This window comes from Bradyrhizobium iriomotense, assembly GCF_018129405.1.
In the GTDB taxonomy this organism is placed as follows: Bacteria; Pseudomonadota; Alphaproteobacteria; order Rhizobiales; family Xanthobacteraceae; genus Bradyrhizobium; species Bradyrhizobium iriomotense_B.
Map to the genome: position 1 here is coordinate 77,372 of NZ_JAFCLP010000023.1, position 23,320 is coordinate 100,691.

23 protein-coding genes and 1 tRNA gene are annotated in these 23,320 nt (G+C 64.4%); 12 read left to right on the forward strand and 12 right to left on the reverse strand.

What is annotated here, in order from left to right; genetic code table 11:
- Positions 1-9: 9 nt before the first annotated feature.
- From aroE to JQ592_RS32730, 5 genes are read right to left on the reverse strand one after another with little or no spacing between them, the layout of a single operon-like run.
- Complete coding sequence (gene aroE / locus JQ592_RS32710; protein ID WP_211406842.1) at positions 10-837, reverse strand: shikimate dehydrogenase; 828 nt, start codon at positions 835-837, stop codon at positions 10-12.
- A 3-nt stretch (positions 838-840) separates the two neighbouring features.
- Positions 841-2,067 (reverse strand): CaiB/BaiF CoA transferase family protein, encoded by a 1,227-nt coding sequence (locus tag JQ592_RS32715; protein WP_211406843.1) that lies wholly within the window; start codon positions 2,065-2,067, stop codon positions 841-843.
- Positions 2,064-2,534, reverse strand: a complete 471-nt coding sequence (locus tag JQ592_RS32720) for a MaoC family dehydratase (protein ID WP_211406844.1) — start codon at positions 2,532-2,534, stop codon at positions 2,064-2,066. The genes JQ592_RS32715 and JQ592_RS32720 overlap by 4 nt, the downstream gene beginning before the upstream one ends.
- 12 nt (positions 2,535-2,546) lie before the next feature.
- Positions 2,547-2,933, reverse strand: coding sequence for a VOC family protein (locus JQ592_RS32725; RefSeq protein ID WP_211406845.1), 387 nt, complete (start codon positions 2,931-2,933; stop codon positions 2,547-2,549).
- 4 nt (positions 2,934-2,937) lie between these two features.
- Entirely contained in the window at positions 2,938-3,882 is a 945-nt protein-coding gene (locus JQ592_RS32730) for a ketopantoate reductase family protein (RefSeq protein ID WP_211406846.1), read from the reverse strand.
- A gap of 102 nt (positions 3,883-3,984) precedes the next feature.
- Between JQ592_RS32730 and JQ592_RS32735 the strand changes: the two genes are divergently transcribed.
- A complete protein-coding gene (locus tag JQ592_RS32735) occupies positions 3,985-4,965 on the forward strand; it encodes a LysR family transcriptional regulator (protein WP_211406847.1) in 981 nt (326 codons plus the stop codon).
- Positions 4,966-5,580: 615 nt separating this feature from the next.
- Here JQ592_RS32735 and JQ592_RS32740 read toward each other — a convergent pair.
- Complete coding sequence (locus JQ592_RS32740) at positions 5,581-6,489, reverse strand: CoA transferase (RefSeq protein ID WP_211406848.1); 909 nt, start codon at positions 6,487-6,489, stop codon at positions 5,581-5,583.
- Positions 6,490-6,640: 151 nt separating this feature from the next.
- Complete coding sequence (locus tag JQ592_RS32745; protein WP_211406849.1) at positions 6,641-6,979, reverse strand: hypothetical protein; 339 nt, start codon at positions 6,977-6,979, stop codon at positions 6,641-6,643.
- A gap of 64 nt (positions 6,980-7,043) precedes the next feature.
- On the opposite strand from JQ592_RS32745, the gene JQ592_RS32750 reads away from it, so the two are divergent.
- Entirely contained in the window at positions 7,044-8,282 is a 1,239-nt protein-coding gene (locus tag JQ592_RS32750) for a patatin-like phospholipase family protein (protein ID WP_211406850.1), read from the forward strand.
- Positions 8,283-8,662: 380 nt separating this feature from the next.
- Here the strand turns inward: JQ592_RS32750 and JQ592_RS32755 are convergent.
- The 4 genes from JQ592_RS32755 to mnmA form a co-directional block, all read right to left on the reverse strand.
- Positions 8,663-8,739 (reverse strand) — tRNA-Met (locus JQ592_RS32755).
- A 229-nt stretch (positions 8,740-8,968) separates the two neighbouring features.
- Complete coding sequence (locus JQ592_RS32760; RefSeq protein WP_211406851.1) at positions 8,969-9,325, reverse strand: hypothetical protein; 357 nt, start codon at positions 9,323-9,325, stop codon at positions 8,969-8,971.
- A 44-nt stretch (positions 9,326-9,369) separates the two neighbouring features.
- The gene (locus JQ592_RS32765; protein WP_211406852.1) at positions 9,370-10,008 is read right to left on the reverse strand and encodes a class I SAM-dependent methyltransferase; all 639 of its coding nucleotides are present in this window, start codon (positions 10,006-10,008) and stop codon (positions 9,370-9,372) included.
- A gap of 80 nt (positions 10,009-10,088) precedes the next feature.
- On the reverse strand, positions 10,089-11,270 hold the full coding sequence (mnmA, locus tag JQ592_RS32770; RefSeq protein ID WP_211406853.1) for a tRNA 2-thiouridine(34) synthase MnmA: 1,182 nt from the start codon (positions 11,268-11,270) through the stop codon (positions 10,089-10,091).
- A 345-nt stretch (positions 11,271-11,615) separates the two neighbouring features.
- Here mnmA and JQ592_RS32775 point away from each other — a divergent pair, with 345 nt between their 5' ends.
- The 8 genes from JQ592_RS32775 to flbD all read left to right on the forward strand — a co-directional run bounded on the left by JQ592_RS32775 (position 11,616) and on the right by flbD (position 19,906).
- Complete coding sequence (locus tag JQ592_RS32775) at positions 11,616-13,226, forward strand: flagellar hook-length control protein FliK (protein WP_211406854.1); 1,611 nt, start codon at positions 11,616-11,618, stop codon at positions 13,224-13,226.
- Positions 13,227-13,239: 13 nt separating this feature from the next.
- The gene (locus JQ592_RS32780) at positions 13,240-13,947 is read left to right on the forward strand and encodes a flagellar hook assembly protein FlgD (RefSeq protein ID WP_211406855.1); all 708 of its coding nucleotides are present in this window, start codon (positions 13,240-13,242) and stop codon (positions 13,945-13,947) included.
- A 373-nt stretch (positions 13,948-14,320) separates the two neighbouring features.
- Positions 14,321-14,596, forward strand: coding sequence for a DUF1153 domain-containing protein (locus JQ592_RS32785; RefSeq protein ID WP_002714638.1), 276 nt, complete (start codon positions 14,321-14,323; stop codon positions 14,594-14,596).
- Positions 14,597-14,775: 179 nt separating this feature from the next.
- Positions 14,776-16,389 carry a flagellar basal-body MS-ring/collar protein FliF gene (gene fliF / locus JQ592_RS32790; protein WP_211406856.1) on the forward strand — a complete coding sequence of 538 codons (1,614 nt, stop codon included), beginning with the start codon at positions 14,776-14,778 and terminating at the stop codon, positions 16,387-16,389.
- Positions 16,390-16,421: 32 nt separating this feature from the next.
- A complete protein-coding gene (gene fliG, locus JQ592_RS32795; protein ID WP_211406857.1) occupies positions 16,422-17,513 on the forward strand; it encodes a flagellar motor switch protein FliG in 1,092 nt (363 codons plus the stop codon).
- Positions 17,513-18,133 carry a FliH/SctL family protein gene (locus JQ592_RS32800; RefSeq protein WP_211406858.1) on the forward strand — a complete coding sequence of 207 codons (621 nt, stop codon included), beginning with the start codon at positions 17,513-17,515 and terminating at the stop codon, positions 18,131-18,133. Before fliG ends, JQ592_RS32800 begins: the two co-directional genes overlap by 1 nt.
- A gap of 3 nt (positions 18,134-18,136) precedes the next feature.
- Positions 18,137-18,484: a flagellar motor switch protein FliN gene (gene fliN, locus JQ592_RS32805; protein WP_080139212.1), complete on the forward strand. Its 348-nt coding sequence runs from the start codon at positions 18,137-18,139 to the stop codon at positions 18,482-18,484.
- Between the two features lie 39 nt (positions 18,485-18,523).
- Positions 18,524-19,906 (forward strand): sigma-54-dependent transcriptional regulator FlbD, encoded by a 1,383-nt coding sequence (gene flbD / locus JQ592_RS32810; RefSeq protein WP_211406859.1) that lies wholly within the window; start codon positions 18,524-18,526, stop codon positions 19,904-19,906.
- Positions 19,907-19,991: 85 nt separating this feature from the next.
- Here flbD and JQ592_RS32815 read toward each other — a convergent pair whose 3' ends face one another.
- Positions 19,992-20,324, reverse strand: a complete 333-nt coding sequence (locus tag JQ592_RS32815; protein WP_211406860.1) for a GYD domain-containing protein — start codon at positions 20,322-20,324, stop codon at positions 19,992-19,994.
- 550 nt (positions 20,325-20,874) lie between these two features.
- On the opposite strand from JQ592_RS32815, the gene JQ592_RS32820 reads away from it, so the two are divergent.
- Positions 20,875-21,942, forward strand: a complete 1,068-nt coding sequence (locus JQ592_RS32820) for a vanadium-dependent haloperoxidase (protein ID WP_246820845.1) — start codon at positions 20,875-20,877, stop codon at positions 21,940-21,942.
- Between the two features lie 115 nt (positions 21,943-22,057).
- Positions 22,058-23,206 carry a M20 family metallopeptidase gene (locus tag JQ592_RS32825; RefSeq protein WP_211406862.1) on the forward strand — a complete coding sequence of 383 codons (1,149 nt, stop codon included), beginning with the start codon at positions 22,058-22,060 and terminating at the stop codon, positions 23,204-23,206.
- Positions 23,207-23,320: the final 114 nt, after the last annotated feature.

Consider the following 23,320-nt stretch of genomic DNA (forward strand, 5'->3'; position numbering starts at 1 on the left):
CATCGCCCATCAGCTCAAAGGGACAGTCAGTTCAGCGATGACCCGAGCCGTGCTCGGTCGAACGCCGCGCCACCAGGAAAAAGCTTCGGCGGCCTGCTCGACCAGCATGCCGACGCCGTCTGCCAGCTTAGCTACACCTTCGGCGCGGGCCGCTCGCAGAAAGGGGGTCAATCCCTTGCCGTAGGCAAGTTCGTACGCCAGCTCCGCACCGCGGAAGACATTGCCGGGAAGTGGCGGCATCTCACCGCGCAGGCTGGCCGACGTCGCGTTGACCACGACGTCATAGCCCTCGGCAAGATCGGCCAGCTCGGCATAGCCACTGACGATCAGGGGGCCACAGCCGGCAAACTCTTCGGCCAATGCCACAGCCTTCGATAAGGTACGATTGACGAGAACCAACTCGGATGGCTCCTGACGCAGGAACGGCAGTAGCGCGCCACGCGCTGCTCCTCCAGCGCCGAGCATCAGGACGCGGCGGCCGGTCATTTTGACGCCGAGATTGACGGTGATGTCACGCACGAGGCCGATCCCGTCGAAATTCTCGGCAACGATCCGATCGCCGTCGAACTTCAGGCAGTTTGCAGCGCCTGCTCGTTTGGCGCTTTCTGAAAGCTCGTTTGCGTAGGCGAAGGCATCGAGCTTGAACGGGGCGGTGATGTTCAGCCCCTTGGCGCCCTCTGTCCGGAATTGATCAACCCGCTCGTTGAAACCATTGAGGGGGCCCTCGATCGCCTCATAGACTAGGTCCTGTCCTGTCATTCTGGCGAAAGTGCCATGGATGAGAGGTGACTTGCTGAAGCCGATCGGATTGCCGATCACCGCATAACGGTCGCTCATCGCTCACTCCTGTACTGCCACTTCGTTGTAGAGGACGCCGTCACGCACCATCGCCTCGATGGCTTCGGCCGACACCCCCAGCGAGGCGGCAATGCGGCGATTGTCCTGGCCGAGCAGCGGCGCCGGAGTCCGCACCGTGGTGTCGCAGTCTGAGAAGCGGAACGGCAGGTTAGGCAGCGTCACCTTGCCGAGCACGGGATGCTCCTGCTCGACCAGCATGCCACGCGCATGGATCTGCGGATCCTTCACGACCTCTTCGATCGTCTGCACGGGAGCCGACGGCACACCCGCTGCCTCAAGTGCCGCAAGACAGGCGTCCCGAGATGGTTGCGACTGCGTCCAGGTGCGCACAATCTCCATCGCTTCAGCATAATGGGCGTTGCGCGCAGCAGGCGTGGTGAAGCGTTCGTCGGATGCCAACGTGTCTCCCGCGATCAGGCTCGCCAATCGTTGCCACGCATCATCGACTTGCGCGGCGATGACAAGATTGCCGTCCTTGGCCGGAAAGACGCCGTAAACGGTCGAGTCTGGCTGTCCGCTGCCAGTCTGCTTTGGCAGATCGGTGCCGCCGGAGAGGAAGTAGCGCTGAACCGCATAGTCGTGCATCGAGACCATGCAGTCGTACAGCGCCAGATCGATATGCTGGCCGCGCCCGGATGAAGCGCGGCCGACCAGCGCGGCATTGATCGCAGCCACACCGTGAATGCCGGTATACATGTCGGCCAGTGGCATCCGCAGCAGCGGCGGCGCTTCGCCGGGAGTACCCAGTTGCGCCAGGGCGCCCGACATCGCCTCTGCGATCAGGCCGAAGCCCGGACGGTCGGCATAGGGACCGGTGTGGCCATAGGCGGAGACAGAGCAGTAGACCAACCTGGGATTCCGCGCCGACAGCGCCTTGTAACCGAGCCCGAGACGCTCGAGTGCGCCGGGGCGGTAGTTCTCGATGAAGACGTCGGCCGTGTCGACCAGCTTCATCATCATGTCGAGACCGCGCGTATCGCGCAGGTCGATGCACAATCCCTGCTTGCCCATGTTCTGCTGCAGGAAGTAGCCGGATTGTCCGTCCTTGAAATAGCCGTGGGCGCGGCCCGCATCACCTTGCTTCGGACGCTCCAACTTGATGACTTCCGCGCCCATCGCGGCGAGGCAACGGCCCATGAACGGGCCCGCCAGGAAATGGCTGTAATCGATGACGCGAATGCCTTTGAGCGGCAGATCTTGCGCGGTCATGCCTGCTCTCCTGCGGCGCTGGTCTTCGGGCGCATCGGGATCATCAGCCGATGCTCACCGAGTTGCACCACCTCCCCGCGCTGATTGATCAGCTCAGAAGGGAGCACCACGATGCCCCACCCATCACGCTTGGTGGCGCGCATTGAACCAACGCGGAACTTGACGTGCACGGTGTCGCCGAGCTTGATCGGCAGTTTGAAATCCCACGTCCAGCCCAGCGACATTCCGGGAAGGAATCGGTAGTCGGCACGGGTCTTCAAACCATCGGCCAGCGACAGACCAAACAGCCCGTGCGCGACGCGCGTACCGAATGGTGTGGTCTTGGCGTATTCCTCGTCGACATGGACGGGCGTGAAATCGCCCGTTAGCTCGGCGTAGGCATTCACCATTGCTTCGGTGACCGTTACCGAAAGGGTAACGCATTCGTCGCCGACCTTGGCATCGTCCCAGTAGCGCTCATCCGTCATGTCGCGTGTTCCTCAGGCCCGTGGATTGATCGCCAGCGCCGCTTCCACGGCACCCACACTGGCTTGCAAGATTTCGACGTTCAGGCCGCCCGGCAGCTCGAGCCAGTTCGGGCCGGCGGGCAGTGCTTTGGCGCCCCACGCGGCGGCACGGGCGAGCACACCTTCGTAATCGTCGACCATGATGCCGAGATGGGCGAGACGGCCCTCCGGTCCGACGAAGTTCGGATCTTCGATGAGTTGAACGCTTCCGAGCACCCATACCTGACGCGGGCGCGGGCCATCGGCGGGTTGCTCGTCGCGGATAGTGAGACCAAGCACCACACGAAAGAAGTCGACGTGACGATCCACATCCGGCACGCGAATCGCGACGTGCTCGACATAGGCGCGGGGCAACGACATCGTCTCAGGCCTTTCCCGGATAATCGCTGCGGGCGTATTCGAGCCCTTTGATCAACGCGACGAGGGTCGAATTGACGGGGGTCGGGACATTGAACTTGGCCCCCCAACGCACGACCGAGCCGTGAATGTAATCGACCTCGGTCAGATTGCCGGACTGCAAGCTCTGCAACATCGAGGTCTTGAACTCGGGCGGTAGGCCTGCCGATGCCATGGTCCAGGCGCGCCGCGGGTCGGTAATCGAGATCTTGACGCCGGCAGCTTGCGCGACGGCAATGCTCTCTGAAATCGCTGCTAGCGCGCAATCCTCCAGGATGGGGAGCGAATAGAGGCCGCCATAGGTCAGGCCGGTAATGGCGGTAACGCCGCCTCCGGCAACGTTGATGAAGAGCTTGTCCCACATCGTGCCCAGGATGTTGTCACTGAGCAGCGTGAGAATGCCGGCACGATTGAACGTCTCGGAAATCCGCTGTGCGCGTTCGGTCAAGCGTCCATCGAGCTCGCCGATGATGGTTTCCTTGCCGACGACCCCCGAGCGAACATGACCGGGTCCGAGCAGCACGCCGCCAACATAGGTCTTGCCTGCCATGACCCTGTCACGACCGACTTCCTCCGAGAGGATGTCTTCGTGGCCAAGGCCGTTTTGCAGCGACATCACAACCGTCTGCGGTCCGATGATCGGCGCCGCCGCCCGGATCGCATCCCGCGTGTGGTAGGATTTGACGAGGACGATGACGAGGTCCGCCACCATGCCGACCTCGGCGGCGGAGGTGCACGCAGAGAGCTTTACAGTGGCCTCAGCGCCACCCTCGAGCATCCGCAGACCGCTGGCATTAATCGCGTCGACATGAGCCTGAAACGGATCGATCAACCACACCTCGGCACCGCCGCGCGCCAGGGTGCCGCCGATGGTCGAGCCCAAGGCCCCCGCTCCGATAAAGCAGATCCTCATCCGAACGTTTCTCCCGCGCCTTTTTCGGCGTCGGAGGCGTGGTAGCAGTCCGCCCTTTATTCGGATATGCTATGATTCTTATATCCATTATTGTAGATTGCAATGAAGCACCGGGACCTCTCCGAGACGAACCTGCTGGACCCGCGCCTGCTCCGGCTGTTTGACGCCTTGTTCACCACGGGCAGCGTCACCAAAGCGGCCGAAAAGCTCGGTCAAAGCCAGCCGACCATTTCGATCTGGCTGGCGCGCCTGCGAAAGGAACTCGACGATCCGCTCTTCATCCGGTCGGCGGAGGGGATGCTGCCGACTCCGCGCGCGGAGGCTCTCATCGGGACGGCTAGACAAGCATTGGAGATGCTGCGTCGTCTGGCCGAGCTTCGCCCTGAGTTTGATCCGGCGACTGCAAAGCGCCGCTTCGTCATCTGCATGACGGATGCGAGCCACATCACGCTGCTTCCGGCCATCCTCGCCCACGTTCGCCGCGTTGCGCCAGGCATCCGCATCGAGGCGGCGCAGATCGGCGGCGATACCCCGCGAATGCTGCAGTCTGGCGAGGCCGATCTGGCGCTCGGCTACATCTCGGACCTCGACGCTGGACACTTCCAACAGGCACTTTTTCCGCAGGATTGGGTCTGCCTGGCGAACGCAAAACATGTTCGGATCGGCGACCGCATCACCGCAAAGGATTTCAGGCGTGAGGCGCACGTCCTCATTCGTTCCGGCACCGGACATCAGTTGCTCGCGGACGCGCTGAAGGAGCAGCGGATGGTCCTTGACGTTGCGCTCGAGCTGCCGGGCTTTTTGGGGTTACCCGCAATCGTCGGGACGACTGACCTGATCGCCACCCTTCCAAGGCACATTGGCGAAACGCTGGCCCACTATTACGGACTGCGCGTGCTCGAATGCCCGCTGGCGATCGCCGGCTTTACGGTGAAGCAATATTGGCACGCCCGTTTCCATCACGACCCGGCGAGCCAATGGTTGCGTGATTTATGCGCGGAGCTTTTTCAACAGCAGGAAGTGCGAGGTCTACATCGTTCCGGTCGGGCAAGGAAACGAAAGCCACGCGATTTGCAGTCGTAGTGGTCCGCGATAGCGGGCGACACCACCCACGAGGCCGCCGGATGGGCGGCCTGCGGCACGGCTGCAATTCCGCACAACCGCATCTCGACCGGTTGTCCGCTTCGTTCGTCATAGCACCCTATTCTACGATGAGGGCAAAACAGACCTTCCCTAGCAGCTTCCGCGGTATATCGTTGGAATGGAAGCCTCGGAGATAAGCCAGCATGGCCACGCCGTTTAGTTCGATTCTGGACTGAGTCTCTGTTTTCAAACGCGCCCAAAAGACCTGACCGAGATCGAACTGCTTAACGAATGAACTCAACAGCTTAAACACTGGCTGGGGCCGGAGGGTACTCAGCCAGACAATGACCGCCTACAGGCTACTGAAATAACTCACGAAAACGGAGCGACACGAGCGCTGTGTAGCAGCTGAGTGCAGCACCCCGCAAGCCCGTCCGGACAGGTGTTGCAATGACTTGTTTGGGTAGCAAACGCGGACCATTCGCTTCGCCCTGGGAGAGAGCTGCGGAGCTTTCCGTATCGCGAGGCCCCTCTACGCGGCCGCACCACGACCAACCAATGTTGCCGAAGGCATACGGCGATTGTTAGCCGACGACCGAGCCTCAAGGCGCCAGATCAGGACGACAACATTCGCAACGGGCCAGGCGAGTTGCTGTTGACGAGCACATCGGCCTCCGCCAGCAGCGCGATCAGGCGCGCCTTGCCGGAGCGGCTCTTCACGTCGGTCAGGATGCACTTCTTGCCCCAGTTGACGTCGAGCCACAGCGGCAACACCCAGTCGCCGACCGGCGGTTGAATCTTGATCACGTCGGCGCCCTGCTCGGCGAGCAGCCGCCCGATCGTGGGACCTGCGACCAGATGCGCCATCTCGATCACGCGCACGCCTTCGAGCGGGCGCGCCCTTGCCCTGCCGAGCCGCCGGTTGTCGCCTTTGCTCGTGCGCTGCTCGATCTGCACCATCGGCAGTTTCGCCGTTGCCGCTCCTTGCGGATGTGCGAGCCATTCCTCGGGACTGCGTACGATCCCAGCGGGAATACGCCGCGCCGCCATCTCGTCCTCGATCTGCTGCACTGGCTTCTTTTCGACCGCCGCCTGGATGGCGTGTGCGGAGTTGGAGCACTGGAAATAATCGAGCAGCGCATCACGCAAGTGCGGATGCAGGCCGATCATGGTGACGAAGCGACCGTCCTTGGCGCGGTAGGTGCCGTTGTCGGGACCGATCGGCCAGGTGTCCATCAGACAGCCATAGCCGTTGAGGAACTGGAGCTGGCCGGAGTTGAGCAGCAATCCGCAGCGGCGCCGGTTCAGCGTCATAGTTTGCGACGGCAGGCCGCGCAGCCGGCCGATATGTTCGACGACTGAGCCGAAGGCCGCCATGACGCCGGCGGCGTAGTCGTGCGCCTTGATCGGGCTGACCGTGTAGGAAACGCCGGGCTCCACCGTCACCTTCGCCGGATCGATGGCGAAGGGCAGCGTGTCGGCGATGGCGTCGAAGGTTTTTCGCTGGAGTGTCTCAATGATCATGGCGCCTTACCCCTCTCACAAGCTGGTTCGCGGCGCAGAACGCCGCAGTGGAAGGCGGCCGCACATGGAGCCGTGCACAACGCTCTGGCGTTCAAGACTGAAACGGCAGCTTCCGGGCCGGGAGCCTAGTGCACGCCATCCCGTGATCGAGTTAAGCCGAACAAAGACCGGCAAATCCTTCCAAAGCCGGAGCCGCAAGGTCGAACGCACTGAGACAAACCGCGACGTGGCATTTGATTGCGCCGGAGAGAGCAATTGTGGCGGCCCGCACGGTTTCAGCGGCGCGATGGCCGTAAGGCCGCATCGCTTTGGAACGATTTGCAGGAATTAGGAGGGCTTGGCTGAGAATCTTGACCGAAGCGACATAGAGGAGACGCTGCAGATTGGAGATCGGCGGCATCATGCCATCCAGGGTTATAGACTGGCGCTCGGCCTTTGCTTGCCGGGCCGGGTTCGCAATCGCAGCGCTGTCGCTATGCTTGATGCTCACTCATTGCGCAGAGCTCAACCAGGTTGCGAATCTGCCCGCGCAGCATAGTCCCAAATCGGCTCGCATGACCGTGCCGGAGTTCGACGGCGACACCGCGATCGGCCTAGCGTTTTCCGGTGGTGGAACGCGAGCCGCCGCCTTTGCTTTCGGCGTGCTCCGTGGACTTGACCAACTTCACTCGCCAGGCGGCGTAAGCTACCTCAATCGCATCATGTTCGTGACCGGGGTCTCCGGAGGCTCCGTAACCGCAGCGTATTTCGGCCTCAAAGGCCGCGAGGCGCTGGTTGATTTCCGGGAACGCTTTCTGCTGAGAGACGCCGAGGAAGCCCTGCGAACCGAGATCGACCTCGCGAATTTCTCGAGTGGCTTACACGGAGGCACCAATGGTGCAAGCCGACTGACGGGATGGCTCGACCGAAATCTCTTCGAGGGCGCCACAATGGGAGAGCTGCAGAAACCCGGCAAGCCAATCATCTGGATCAATGCGTCCGATCTGTTTCACCGAACGCCATTTGTGTTCTCGCCGGTGACATTTTCCGCATTGTGCAGCGATCTCAAGGAATTTCCGTTGTCGATGGCGGTGGCGGCTTCAGCAGCGGTTCCGGTTGTCTTTACGCCGATCGTGCTGGAAAGCTTTGCGTCGTCATGCCCGGTGACTCCGCCGAGTTGGTTGGACGCAGCTCTCGCCGATCCCAATAGGGGATCGCAGGCTCGCGCGTTTGCCACGGCATTGGCGAACTATCGCGATCCCGACAAGGTCAAATACCTGAAACTCGCGGACGGCGGCATTACCGACAACTTTGGGCTTTCCGGCCTCGTCATCGCGCGGGCGGCAGCGGCAGCTCCCTACCTGCCTCTGACGCCCGAGAAGGCCGTGCGCTTGCGAAGAATCGTCTTCATCGTTGTGAATTCAGGGCAGACGCCATCTGGTGGCTGGTCCCGCACCCTGGAGGGCCCCACAGGTGTCGAACTTCTCGGTGCCGTGACCGATACCGCGATCAGCTCGGCCGTTCGGAGCGGTTTCGACGCGTTTCGCCTCACGCTTCAGGAATGGGAACGCTCGGTCAGGCGCTGGCGATGCAGCCTGCCGCAACGAGAGACGAGGCGCCTCGGCGCGGCGGCCGGCTGGCGATGTGACGACATTACCTTCGAGGTCGCCGAAGTCTCGTTCGACCAACTCGGACCACACTTGGCAGCAAGGCTCTCGGCGATTCCAACACGTTTCAAGCTGCCTGCCGAGGATGTCGATCTGCTCATCAAGTCGGGCTCGGATGCAATCCTCGCTCAACCCAACATGCGCTAACGCTGCCGGGACGCGTGCGCCGCCTTTGCAACGATTTGCGCGCCTCTATCCCGTTTGGCTCCCAGCTTGGCCCGCTAAGCGTCCGCATTCCGGGTTTCAATGGATTGAACAGCGGAGGCATTGACCCGGATAGCATGCTCGCCCGATGAGACTGATCACCAGTTCTGAATTGAGGATCTCCGGCGCCTTCAACCTGGCCCGGCGCGTTTGCCGTGCCGGCTGAGAAAACTGCGAAACTCAGTCCTCCTCTGGGCTATTGATACTGCTCCGCTCGCTTCGCAAGCACCGCCAGCAGTGCCTCCTTCGGATCTTCGGCGGCCTTGCGGATGATTTCGTTGAAACTGCTGAAGAATTTCCGGGGTTGGTAGCTACCCTGGATATGGTAGCGGGGGAGGGACTCGAACCCCCGACCCCAGGATTATGATTCCCGTGCTCTAACCAGCTGAGCTACCCCGCCACAGGGATCGCGGCGGCGAATAAGGCCGATCTCGCGAACGCGCGGCATATAAGGAAGGGGGCGGCGGGAAGTCAAGCAAAGTGGCGGCGATTCATGGGGTGATTTCGCTGGCGAAATCGAGCGGTTCGGGGCCGAACTCGTCCAATTTCGGGCACCAGACTCGCGGAGAGCCCCCTTGTGCGGATTCCGGCCTCTCCCCGCGCGCGGGGAGAGGCGAAGGAGAACCGGCCTATTTCGGCCTCACATTCGGGTCGCCGCCGGGGCTGCCGGGGGGCGGGATCACCGGGGTGTTGGCGCCGGAGTCGGGGGCCGGGGCGTGCATGTCGGGGTCGACGCCGGCGGGCGGGCAGAGCACGCCGTCGGACTTTGCCAATTTGTCGCCGAGCGGTTCCCGGGACTGGCCGGTGGTGGTGCCATCGGGTGAACGGTTCGGGCGGTCCTGCGGGGTGCAGTTGGCTGCATGTTGCGGGGATTGCGGCGCGGTCGCTTGCGGCGGCGTCGCAGGTAGCGGCGGGGCCTGCGCGATCGCACTGCCGGAGGCGGCGATCAGGAGGCTGGCCAGGATGATGTTTGATGTCGTGCGCATGGGAGGAAAACGCGCCGGACTTGGCGCGTGTTCCCGTGGCGCGATCACGATTTGCGGTAGCGGATCAGCGAGAAATGGCCCATCGGGGGCATGGGGCGGCGCTCGGTGAGCGTGACGCCGCCATGTTTGGCGGCCCAGTTGACGAGGCGGGCCCACGGGAATTCCGGGCGCCAGCCGAGGCGGCGGGCGACGGGTGCGAAGGCGAGCTCGGAGAGCTTGCGAAGACCCTTCTCGGCGCCGATGTGGTTGACGAGGATCAGCTCGCCGCCCGGCTTGAGCACGCGGACGAACTCGTCGAGCGTGCCTTCGGGATCCGGCACGGCGGTGATGACATATTGCGCCACCACCGCGTCGAAGGCGTTGTCGGGGAAGGCGAGGTTTTTCGCGTCCATCACCGAGAGCACTTCGACATTGGAGAGCCGTAGCGCGCGCACGCGCGCCTGCGCCTTGCGTAGCATCGGCTCGGAGATGTCGACGCCGCAGATTTTTGTGGTGCGCGCGTAGTCCGACAGCGAAAGCCCGGTGCCGACGCCGACGTCAAGGATGCGGCCGCCGATGCGGTCGGCTTCCGCAATGGTCGACTGCCGCCCGGCGTCAAAGACCTTGCCGAACACGAGATCGTAGACCGGCGCCCAGCGGCCATAGGCCTTCTCGACCCCTGCCCGCGAGATGTCTGCTGCCATGCCCCCTGCCCTTAACTTCACCTCTCCCCAACAGGAGAGGTGAACCCAGCCCAATGAGTTGTGCTTGATGTCGTCATCCGTCAGCCGCGCACGGCTTCCACGAGCGGGCGTGACGTGTGGCCTGCGACTTTCGCCGCGGCGCTCTGAATAAAACCGCCGCCGAGCACACGGGCCTGGCCGCCAGGCGCATCGTAGAACACGCAGGCCTGGCCGGGCGAGACGCCCTCTTCGCCTGCAACGAGCTCGACCTCGTAATGGCCGCCTCCGCCGCGCAGCCAGGCCGGCTGCGGCGAGCGGGTCGAGCGCACGCGCACGAACATTTCGAGGCCGCTTCCGATGGCGCGGTCGATGTCGCCGCCGCCGATCCAGTTGACGTCGCGCAAGGAGATGCGGTGCATCTTCAGCGCATCGCGCGGGCCGACGACGACGCGGCGGTGCGCTGCATCCAGCCGCACCACGAACAGCGGCGAGCCGGAGGCGATGCCGAGGCCGCGGCGCTGGCCGACGGTGAAATTGGCGATGCCGTGATGCTGGCCGAGCACGCGGCCGTCGAGGTCGACGATGTCGCCGGGGTCCATCGCGTTCGGGCGCAGGCGGGTGATGATGTCGGTGTAGCGGCCCGTCGGCACGAAGCAGATGTCCTGGCTGTCGTGCTTGTCGGCAACGCTGAGGCCGAAACGCCGCGCAAGCTCGCGCGTCTCAGGCTTGGTCATGTCGCCGAGCGGGAAGCGCAGGAAGTCGAGCTGCTCCTGCGTGGTCGCGAACAGGAAATAGCTCTGGTCGCGGTCGGCGTCGGCCGCGCAGACCAGCGCGCGCGAGCCGTCGCCCTGGCGGCGCGAGGCGACGTAGTGGCCGGTGGCGAGCGCCTGCGCGCCGAGTTCGCGCGCGGTCTTCAGCAGGTCGCGGAATTTTACGCTGCGGTTGCACTCGATGCAGGGCACCGGCGTCTCGCCGAGCGCGTAGCTGTCGGCGAAATTGTCGATGACGGACTCGCGAAAACGGTCCTCGTAGTCGAGCACGTAATGGGGAATGCCGAGCTTGGCGGCGACGTCGCGGGCGTCGTGGATGTCCTGGCCGGCGCAGCAGGCGCCCTTGCGATGGGTGGCCGCGCCGTGGTCGTAGAGCTGCAGCGTGATGCCGACGACGTCGTAGCCTTCAGCCTTCAGCAGCGCAGCCGTCGTCGAGGAATCGACGCCGCCCGACATGGCAACGACGACCCTGGTGTCCTCAGGACGGCCTTCAAGATCCAGACTGTTGAGCATGGGTTCTTAAGCTGTGACGGCGGCGTTCGGCGATCCGCAATTTGCTTCTGGCCGGGACATGAACGGTCCCGGGGAACTTCGGTTCCCGCGGGGGCGCGACTTGCCCGGTCGAAAGCGGCTGAGAGCTGCCTCTTTAATATAGGCCGCATTCCGGTGAAGCAATCACGGGGCAGGCCTGCTTAGGGCAATTCTTGCCGGGGAGGCAGAAATGGCGGGGCTCTTGCGTCCCTCGCAGGTCGGAGAGCAATCCACCAATCCATTGATTTTACTTGATAAAACCGTCTTTCAGGAGGCTGGCCCGCTCCTTGCTACCCCCAAGCCGAAGATGTTTCCAAGGGGTCGCATGTGGTCGGTGTTTCCTCAGATCTAGTTGCCAGCGTCCAGGTTTCGAGCGCGCAGCAGAAGCCTGCGCGCTCGCAGAGCACGAAGGATACGTCGGCGAGCGACTCTTTCGGCTCACTGGTCGACAGCAACACCCAGGCGATCAGCAACAGCGCGCCGGCCCAGGACGCCGCGCCGCGCCGGACCGATTCCGCCTCGTCGTCCTCCGCCTCCGACCGGAGCGCGCGTGACACCGCCTCATCCGATCAGGCCTCGCAGAGCAAGGCCAGCGACGTCACCGACACGCCCGCCCCCGCGAAGAGCGAGGCCACGGACGATGCGGCCAAGGATTCCGACAAGCCAACCAAAGCCAAGGACAAGTCCGAGACGTCAGACGCCAAGTCGGCGGACAAGTCCGAGGAGACCAAGGGCGACAAGGCCACCGACGGTCTCGCCGCTGCCGTCGATGCCGCGGCCACGGCGCAAGTCGATGCGACGCAGACCGCCGTGCCCGATCCGAACGCGATTCCGGTCGCCGCGCCTGTCGTGCCGGTCGATCCGAATGCGAGCCAGGCCAGCGATGCCGCCACCTCGCCGCTGACGATCGCCGCCGCCGGCATCGCCGCCAGCGCCTCCACCGCGGCGCAGATCGCCGGCACCAAGACCGATACCGCGACGCCCGGCGACAAGAGCGCCAAGACGGCCGGAGCGAAAGTCGAAGCCGACACCTCGGCGACACTGGCCGATGCCGCGGCCGGCGCAACCGACGGCACCGCGACCGACGCCAAGACCAATGGCGGGCTGATCGCCGCCGTAGACCAGGGCACGCCAAAAACCTCGTTCAAGGCCGCCGCCACCGCGCAGGCGCAGACCGACATCTCCAACATCGGCCAGGACGCGGGCAAGACCAACGCGGCCACGCCGCAGGCGCCGGCGACCGCGATCAACGCCGCCGCGCATCCGCAAGCCGCCAAGCCGCAGGCCGACGGCAGCGCGACCGACGCCAAGCCAGGTGCCGCGGACCGTGCGCCCGATGCGATCCCGGCCGCACCGGCCGCGCACGCCCATGCCAATGCGCAAGCCGCTTTCAACGCGACCGACAGCAGCGCGCAGGCCGCCGCCGCCGTGCAGGCGCCGCTGACCACGACCACTTCGGCTGCGACCGCCTCGACCGCAACGCTGACCGCGACCGCGGCGACTTCGGCGGCGGTGCCGATCAACGCCGTGCCGATCGAGATCGCGGCCGCCGCGCGCGCCGGCAGGACGCGGTTCGACATCAGCCTCGATCCGGTCGATCTCGGCCGCATCGACGTCCGCATCAATGTCGACCGCAACGGCCAGGTCACCTCGCATCTCACGGTGGAGAAGCCGGAGACGCTGCAGATGCTGCGGCAGGACGCGCCGCAATTGCAGCGCGCGCTCGACGATGCCGGCTTCAAGACCGGCAGCAACGGGCTGTCCTTCAGCCTGCGCGACCAGAATTCATCGGGCCAGAACTCCGGCCAGAACAACGACAATGGCGGCAATGCCCGCCGGCTGATCATCAGCGAGGACGACAGCGTTTCCGCAGCGCCCGTGGGGCGCGGCTACGGCCGCATGCTCGGATCGAGCAGCGGCGTCGACATCAGAGTGTGAGGAGTATTCGCTTATGACCACCACGAATGCCGCCACCGCGCCCGCCGTCGTCTCCGGCACGACCGACATCCCGAAATCCTCATCGAGCTCGACCATGAGCTCGAGCACGGGCTCGACGCTCGCCGGCAACTTCCAGACCTTCCTGACGCTGCTGACGACGCAGCTGCAGAACCAGAACCCGCTCGATCCGCTCGACACCAACCAGTTCACCCAGCAGCTGGTGCAGTTCGCCGGCGTCGAGCAGCAGCTCAAGACCAACGACTCGCTGGCCCAGCTGGTCACGCTGCAGCAGACCACGCAGGCGACCCAGGCGCTGGGCTTCGTCGGCAAGACCGCGCTGGTCGACGGCTCGACCGCGACGATGAAGAACTCGTCGGCGACCTGGCATCTGAACGTGCCGACCGATTCCACCGTCGACATCACCGTCGCCAATGCCAGCGGCCAGACCGTGTTCACCGGCAAATACACCGCCGCCGCCGGCACCGACATTCCCTTTACCTGGAACGGCATGGGCAACGACGGCACGCAATGGCCCGACGGCAAGTACACGATCTCGGCCACAGGCAAGGACGTCGCGAACAACAATATCGGCATCGCCGCACAGGTGCAGGGGGTGGTGTCGTCCGTCGACCTGACCCAGTCACCGCCGCTGCTCACCATCGACGGCGCCAGCTACACGCTGAGCCAGGTGAAGAGCATTATTGCGACCAGCAGCAATTGAGGCGGGCGGGCGAGCTACATACTCGGTGTCGTCCTGGCGAAGGCCAGGACCCATAACCACCGAAAGTCGTTTAAATGCGAGGACGTGACCCCGAGTCTTCGCCAAACTACCATTTGGGGTAATGGGTCCTGGCTTTCGCCAGGACGACGGTTGAGGGCTTTGCAGCGTCCCGCGCAGACCCCGGTTTATTAGTAAAGTATTTACCTTCTGCCCGCTTGGCCGGCTCAAACCATGCTGTTTCGCCCGCCAGGCCGGCCGCGTTCCCGCAAGTTTCAACGAGAATTGTATTGAAGCCTTAGGCTTAGCGGATTTTTAAGCCGCCGGGGTTACGGTTACGGCGTGAGTTCAGTGGTTGAGAGTTTGTGAGTACGCCATGACAGAACCCCATCGCCCGAGGGTAAAATACGTCATCGGGCCGGACGGCAGTCCGCTGACGATCGCAGATCTGCCCGCGCCCGGTACCAAACGCTGGGTCATCCGCCGCAAGGCCGAGGTCGTCGCCGCTGTGCGTGGCGGACTTCTCTCCCTCGAGGAGGCCTGCAGCCGTTACACCCTGACGGTCGACGAATTCCTCTCCTGGCAGTTTTCCATCGACCAGCACGGTCTGGCGGGTCTTCGCACCACCCGCATCCAGCAATATCGCCAGTAAGCGATCCGGAAATCTGCGGCTTTTGACGAAAATCGGCCTCGCCCAGCGAGGCCGATTTTTTTCATGACGCGACTTTTGTCCGACCTCTTAACCTTCGTTAACCATATCGAAACCATCCCCTAGGCAATAATTGCCCAGTCGGCCGCTCGGTTGCGGGTCGAATTGGTCGGGGCGGTTGCTTGCAAGGTCTTGGGGACTTCTTAAAAAGTATCGGCGCCGCCCGGTTCGGGGCGATGATCGCGGTCACCGCCGCGCTCATCGGCTTTTTCGCGTTCGTCATCATGCGCGTCACCACGCCGCAGATGACGACGCTGTTCACGGACCTCAGCGTCGAAGATTCTTCCAGCATCATCAAGGACCTGGAACGCCAGGGCATCCAGTTCGAGATCCGCAATGAGGGCTCCATCATCATGGTGCCCAAGGACAAGGTCACGCGCCTGCGGATGAAACTCGCCGAGGGCGGCCTGCCCAAGGGCGGCGGCGTCGGCTACGAGGTGTTCGACAAGTCGGATGCGCTCGGCACCACCTCCTTCGTCCAGAACATCAATCATCTCCGCGCGCTGGAAGGCGAGCTCGCCCGCACCATCCGCGCCATCGACCGCATCCAGGCCGCCCGCGTCCACCTGGTGCTGCCCGAGCGCCCGCTGTTCGCGCGCGAGGCGCCGGAGCCGTCGGCTTCGATCGTGGTGCGGGTACGTGGCTCGCTCGAAGCGCAGCAGATTCGCGCCATCCGCCATCTCGTCGCCTCCGCCGTCAACGGCCTGAAGCCGCAGCGCGTCTCGATCGTCGACGAGGCCGGCCAGCTGCTCGCCGACGGCGCCCAGACCGATCCGGAGCAGGCGCTCGGCGACGAGCGCCGCACCGCCTTCGAGAAGCGGATGCGCAAGCAGGTCGAGGACATCGTGTCCTCGGTGGTCGGATCGGGCCGCGCCCGCGTCCAGCTCTCCGCCGATTTCGACTTCAATAAGATCACCCAGACCTCGGACAAGTTCGATCCCGAGGGCCGCGTGCTGCGCTCGAGCCAGACCCGTGAAGAAAGTAGCATGACCGCCGACAACAACGGCCAGGTCACCGTCAACAACGAGCTGCCGGGCAACCAGCAGAACAACGGCGTCGCGGCCAAGGACCAGAGCAAGAAGACCGAGGAGACCAACAATTACGAGATCTCCCGCACCACCAAGACCGAGGTGACCGAGGCCGGCCGGGTCAACCGCATCTCGGTCGCGGTGCTGGTCGACGGCATCTACAGCAAGAACGACAAGGGCGAGCTGGCGTACCAGGACCGCACCAAGGAGCAGCTCGACCGCATCGCCACGCTGGTACGCTCGGCGATCGGCTTCGATCAGAAGCGCGGCGACCAGGTCGAGGTCGTGAACCTGCGCTTCGCCGACGCCCCCTCCACCGCACCTATCGGCGAACCTGGCGGCTTCCTGGGCATGCTGCAGTTCACCAAGGACGACGTCATGTACTTCGTCGAGCTCGGCGTGATGATGCTGCTCGGTCTCGTCGTGATGTTCATGGTGATCCGCCCGCTGGTCAAGCGCATCCTCGCCTCGGACGAGGTGGCCGCTGCCATCTCCGGCGTCCTCGCCGGCCCCTCCGCCTCGGAAGAGGCCGCGCCGGCCGCCGGACAGGCGCTGCTGCCCGGCGGCGCCGCCAGCGCGATCGACGTTGCCACCATCCAGGGCCAGGTCCACGCCCAGTCCGTTCACCGCGTCGGCGAGCTCGCCGAGCGCAACCCCAACGAAACCGTCGCCATCATCCGTCAATGGCTGAGCGAACCCGCGAAATAACCCAAGCCAAGTGAATCAAGAAGTGATCTGACATGGCCGCCAATCTGCAAAACGCCAACTCCACCGACATCACCAGCGTGATCTCCACGCTCGGCCAGCGTGCGGGCAACCGTGCGGGCGGCAAGACCGAAGCGCTGGCGGGCCCGAAGCGTGCCGCGATCCTGATGCTGGCGCTGGGCGAGCAATATGGCGGCAAGATCTGGGGCCTGCTCGACGACGACGAGGTGCGCCAGCTCTCGCTGGAAATGTCGACGCTCGGCACCGTCGAGGTCGACACCGTCGAGGACATGCTGCTCGAATTCGTCTCGCGCATGTCGGCCTCGGGCGCGCTGATGGGCAATTTCGACGCCACCGAGCGGCTGCTCCAGCAGTACCTGCCGCCGGAGCGCGTCAACGGCATCATGGACGAGATCCGCGGCCCCGCGGGGCGCAACATGTGGGAGAAGCTCTCCAACGTGCAGGAAGAGGTCCTCGCCAACTACCTCAAGAACGAATACCCGCAGACCATCGCCGTGGTGCTGTCGAAGCTGAAGTCGGAGCATGCCGCCCGCGTGCTCGGCATCCTGCCCGAGGAGCTCGCGCTCGACGTCGTCAACCGCATGCTGAAGATGGAGGCGGTGCAGAAGGAGGTGATCGAGAGCGTGGAGAAGACGCTGCGCACCGAATTCATGTCCAACCTGTCGCAGACCCGCCGCCGCGACGCCCACGAGGTGATGGCCGAAATCTTCAACAATTTCGACCGCCAGACCGAAACCCGCTTCATCACCTCGCTGGAAGAGGAGAACCGCGAATCGGCCGAGCGTATCAAGGCGCTGATGTTCACCTTCGACGACCTCGTCAAGCTGGATTCCGGCTCGGCCCAGACCTTGATGCGCAACGTCGACAAGGACAAGCTCGGCGTCGCACTCAAGAGCGCCAACGAGGACGTCCGCAATTTCTTCTTCGGCAACATGTCCTCGCGCGCGGCCAAGATGCTGCAGGACGACATGGCCGCGATGGGCCCGGTCCGTCTGCGCGACGTCGACGAGGCCCAGGCGCTGCTGGTCAACCTTGCTAAGGACCTCGCCGCCAAGGGCGAGATCATGCTGACCAAGAACCGCGCTGACGACGAGCTGGTGTACTGATGGCCGCTCCGGCAAAATTCCTGTTCGACACCGACTTCGCCGCGCCCGAGCGGACGCGCGAGAAGGCCGCGACCGCGGCCGAGATCGCGCAGAAGGTCGCGGAAGCCGAGGCGCGGGCCTATCAGGACGGCTTTGCCGCCGGCCAGCGCGAGGCCAAGGCCGAGAGCGACCGCCGCGTCGCGCTCGCCATGGAAGAGATCAATATCGCGATCCGGGGCATCGCCTCCGGCATCGGCAACATCGAGTCCAAGATGGAGACCGAGGCGGTCGACGTCGCGGTCGCCGTGGCGCGGAAGCTGTGCGCCGACCTCGTCGCCGCCGAGCCGCTCGGCGAGGTCGTCGCGCTGGTCAAGGACTGCTTCTCGCATTTGGTCGCGACGCCGCATCTCGTCGTCCGCATCAACGATTCGCTCTACGACAGCGCGCGCGAGAAGATCGAGCGGCTCGCCAAGCAAAGCGGCTTCGAGGGCCGGCTGGTGATCCTGGCCGAGCCGGAAATTGCCACCGGCGACTGCCGGATCGAATGGGCTGATGGCGGTGTCGTGCTGGAGCGCGGCGCCATCGCGGCCAAGATCGACGACATGGTCGGACGCTATATCGCGTCCCGGAGGGGGAGCTAAGCCATGAGCGACACCGACGGACAGGTCCCGCTGCCCGATCTCAACGGCCCGATGCCGCCGACCGCGGATGTCGGCTACAACGAGGACGAATATGCGGCGCGCGCCGCCGCCGACCTCGAGGCGGTGTTCGACGTGCCGGTGCAGGTCTCGGCCGTGCTCGGCCGCTCCAAGATGGACGTCGGCGAGCTCCTGAAGCTCGGCCCCGGCACCGTGCTCGAGCTCGACCGGCGCGTCGGCGAGGCCATCGACATCTACGTCAACAACAAGCTGGTCGCCCGCGGCGAAGTCGTCCTGGTCGAGGACAAGCTCGGCGTGACCATGACCGAAATCATCAAGACCGAACGCACGTGATAACGCGCAATAGCGCGACCAGACGGACAGGAGACTGACATGCGGCTTCTCATCGTTGGCACATTGAAGGGCCAGCTCACCACCGCCACCAAGATCGCGATGGAGAACGGCGCTACCGTGACCCACGCCGAGGATCACGAGCAGGCGATGCGCGTGCTGCGCGGCGGCAAGGGCGCCGACCTCCTGCTGGTCGATGTCGCTCTCGACATCCGCGACCTCGTCATGCGGCTGGAAGCCGAGCACATCCACGCTCCGATCGTCGCCTGCGGCATCACCAACGACGCCCGCGCCGCGGTCGCCGCGATCCACGCCGGCGCCAAGGAATACATCCCGCTGCCGCCGGAGCCGGAGCTGATCGCCGCGGTGCTGGCTGCCGTCGCCAACGATTCCCGCGAGCTGGTCTATCGCGACGACGCCATGGCCAGGGTGATCAAGCTCGCGCAGCAGATCGCGGGCTCCGACGCCTCGGTGATGATCACCGGCGAATCCGGCACGGGCAAGGAGGTGCTGGCCCGCTACGTCCACACCCGCTCGGCCCGCGCCAAGCGGCCGTTCATCTCGATCAACTGCGCCGCGATCCCCGAGCACCTCCTGGAGTCCGAGCTGTTCGGCCACGAGAAAGGCGCCTTCACCGGCGCGGTCGCCCGCCGCATCGGAAAGTTCGAGGAGGCGACCGGTGGCACGCTGCTGCTGGACGAAATCTCGGAGATGGACGTCCGCCTGCAATCAAAACTGCTGCGCGCCATCCAGGAGCGCGTGATCGACCGCGTCGGCGGCACCAAGCCGGTCCCCGTCGACATCCGCATCATCGCAACCTCGAACCGCAATCTTGCGGAGGCCGTGCGTGAGGGCACGTTCCGCGAGGACCTCTTGTTCCGCCTCAACGTCGTCAATTTGAAGATCCCGCCGCTGCGCGAGCGTCCCGCCGACATCCTCGAGCTCGCCCAGCACTTCGTGAAGAAATACGCCGAGGCCAACGGCGTGCCGATGCGCCCGCTGTCTGCAGAGGCGCGCCGCGTCCTCTCCACCAACCGCTGGCAGGGCAACGTCCGCGAGCTCGAAAACACCATGCACCGCGCGGTGCTGATGGCGCAGGGCGACGAGATCGGCCCCGACGCGATCATCACGCCGGACGGCGACCGACTCGACCTCGCCAAGACGGCTCCGGCCGTGGCGCATGCGACCATGGCCGCCGAGCAGGTGACGCGCGCGCTCGTAGGACGCACCGTCGCCGATGTCGAGCGCGATCTGATCCTGGAGACGTTGAAGCACTGCCTCGGCAACCGCACCCATGCGGCCAACATCCTCGGCATCTCGATCCGCACGCTGCGCAACAAGCTCAACGAATACGCCGACGGCGGCATCCCGATCCCGCCGGCGGGCACGCCGGGCGAGTATCCGCGCGTGCCGATGATGGGGTGAGCGCTGATCTTCAAGCTCGACGTCTGCAAAAAGGCCCGGAGCGCCGCAAGCGTTCCGGGCCCGATCCTGTCGCGATCTGTCCGAACTATTTGCCCGGCGGGACGTAGGAGCTTGCGAGCTTCGCGGCCTTTTCCGCGATGCTCTTGAATTCGCCCATCTTCCAGGCGCGCACGGTTTCGATCTTGGAGACGGCGCCACTGGCGGCGGCAACCATTCCAATCGCAATAGCATCGGAGCCGTCGGGAAACTCCGTGACGATCACTGCGTCGTGCTGACCAGTCGTCATGAAAGCTGCCTGGAGCTTTCCGCCGGCTTTCTCGACCAGCGCACCGATGACTGAGGTACGATCGATCGGCTTGTCGACCATTCCCTTGATGCCCGCGTTTGAGTATGAGACGTACGAGATGAACAGCGGCATGTTTCTCTCCGTCGAGGGTTACGACAACAGCAATGAGGTTCTGAAAAAGCGCTCTGATTGGGAGCGAGGCATGGCCTGCCGACGGCATGCGAGCTGCCTTGAAAATCAGAGAGAATGGACTTCGGCACGCCCAACTGGCAGCTTGTGTCGACTATAGCCGACCCCAGAAGGCAGCGCGAACGGTAAGCCAAGCCTACCCATTCGGAACGCGGCTATTCAAATCCGCTTCTCGGCCATTGAGCCGTGAGTGAAGCAGTTCACAACCAATACGCGCCGAGATCGCTAGAGTCCCCGAGCCGCGCAGCGTGATGTCGGCGAGGCATCGCATCCGCCTTCGAAAGCGTCCTTCAAATCGAAAGGGCAAGTCATGAAATATCCCTCGTGGACGATCTCCCGCCTATCGCTGATAGTTACGCTGATCACAGTCTCGGCGCCGCTGGCGCGCGCCGATGTGGTCATGGACTGGAATGCAAAGGCCGACGCGATCGCTGCCGAGAAGCAGATTCTTCCAGCGCCCCACAGCCGCGCCTTGTCCATGATGCACGTTGCAATGTTCGAGGCGGTCAACGCGATCGACCGCCGCTACGCGCCATACAAGATCTCGTTGTCAGCGGACCGTTCGACCTCGCGGGAAGCCGCAGCGGCCGTTGCGGCGCACGATGTGCTGCTGTCGATCTATCCAGACCTCAAGCCGGACCTGGATGCGACGCTGACAAACGCGCTGACGCCCATTGCCGACGGCGAGTCCAAGACCGCCGGCATCGCCCTTGGGAAAGAGGCGGCAGTGCAGATCATCCAGCTTCGTGCGAAGGATGGCAGCGCCGCCGTGGAAACGTACCGGCCCCTGACCGCACCGGGCGCCTATGTTCCAACCGTTGTCCCGCTTTTCTCGACCACCGGCGCGACAACGCCCTGGGTCATGGCGTCTGGATCGCAGTTTCGCCCCGGTCCGCCGCCCGCGCTCGATTCAGAGATTTGGGCCAAGGACGTCAACGAAATCCGCGAGGTCGGCAGCCGAGGCAGCCCGGCCCGTACGCCCGAGCAAACGACGATCGGCCGCTTCTGGTTCTTTGTCGGCGCCCGCACCTACAATCCCATCGTGAGGCAGGCAGCAATGGCCAAGGGAATGGATCTCGTCGACTGCGCTCGCCTGTTCGCCTTGACGTCGATCACCGGCAACGATGCCATCGTTGCCGTGTTCGACGCGAAGTACCACTACAATTTCTGGCGCCCGATCACGGCCATACGCAACGCCGACCTGACGTCGAATGCCGCGACGCCTCGCGATCCCTCCTGGCTGCCGCTCGGGGAAACGCCGATGCATCCGGAATATCCCTGCGCTCACTGCATCGTCTCGGCCGCGATTTCGACCGTGCTCCAGACTGTCGTTGGAGATTTTGGCGAGTTCTCCCTGACCAGCCCGACGGCACCGGGGGTCACGCGCAAATGGTCGCGGCTGCAGGACTACAGCGACGAAGTCTCCAATGCGCGCATCTGGGCCGGCTTTCACTACCGCTTCTCGACCGAAGTCGGCAAGGACATGGGCCGCAAGATCGGTGCGTTGGTCGTCGCGACGCAGCTTCGCGGTGTGGAGGCAATGGCACAGCCAAGCCGCTAAGCCGGGCTGCCTCTGCATCGCCCGTCGTGCGATTCTGCGCATGGTACCCGCGTTCGGCGCCTATCTCATCGACGGCACCGGCCCTATAAGGGCGCTGAGAACCACGAGGGTACATATGTCTGAAGCTCAAATCACGGACTGGCTGGCGTCGCAGAAGCAGGCGATGATCGATCTCTTGCGCGATGTCGTGAACATCGATTCCGGGTCCTACGACAAGGAAGGCGTCGATGCGGTCGGTGCGCGGTTCGAGCGGCATTTTGCCGAGCACGGCATTCCATTCCGGCGCGAGGCCAACGCCAGCTTCGGCGATGCGATCCATGCCGAGGTGGCAAAGCCCGGCAGCAACGAGAAGCCGGTGCTGTTGATGGGACATCGCGACACGGTGTTCGGCAAGGGCGAGGCCGGGCGGCGGCCGTTCACAATCCGGGATGGCCGCGCCTACGGACCGGGTGTCTCGGACATGAAGTCCGGCCTCGTCATGAACGTGTTCGTGGCGACGGCCTTCCACAAGTTCGGCGGCTCACCGCATCCGATCAAGGTGCTGATCACCTCTGACGAGGAGATCGGTTCGCCCTCCTGCCGCCCGGTGATCGAGCGCGAGGGGCGCGCCGCCCGCGCCGTGTTCAATTCCGAGCCGGGCCGCCCCACCGGCAATGTCGTCACCGGCCGCAAGGGCGGCATCTTCATGCACATGACCATCACCGGCAAGGCCGCGCATTCCGGCGCCAATTTCGCCGCCGGCATCAGCGCGATCGGCGAACTCGCGCACAAGATCGTGCAGATCCACGCGCTGACCGATCTCGACAAGGGCATCACGCTCAATGTCGGCCTCGTTTCCGGCGGGCAGTCCGTCAACACCACGGCGCCTTACGCCGAAGGCCAGATCGATCTGCGCTATGTCGATCCGGCCGATCGCGCGCGGATCATGGGTGCGATCGAAAAGATCGTCGCGACCTCTTACGTGCCGGGCACGAGTGCGACGCTGACGATCAAGGGTGAGTTCGTGCCGGTGGTGCAGAGCGCGGAGTCGAAGGCGCTGTTCGAAGGCTATCAGGCCGCCGCCAGGCAGGTCGGCCTCACCACGCTGCAGGGCGAGTTCTCCGGCGGCTGCGCCGATTCCGGCTTCACTGCCGCGGTCGGCACGCCGACCATCTGCGGCCTCGGCCCGGTCGGCGGCCTCGCCCACACTCCGGAGGAATATCTCGAGATCGACAGCATCGTACCGCGCGCGCAGGCGCTGGCGCTGGCGATTTTGCGGGGGTGAAAGAGGTGGTGCCGTAGGGTGGGCAAAGGCGCTCTTGCGCCGTGCCCACCATTTGTCTTTCGCTGGTAGAGGTGGTGGGCACGCTTCGCTTTGCCCACCCTACGAGACCTACCG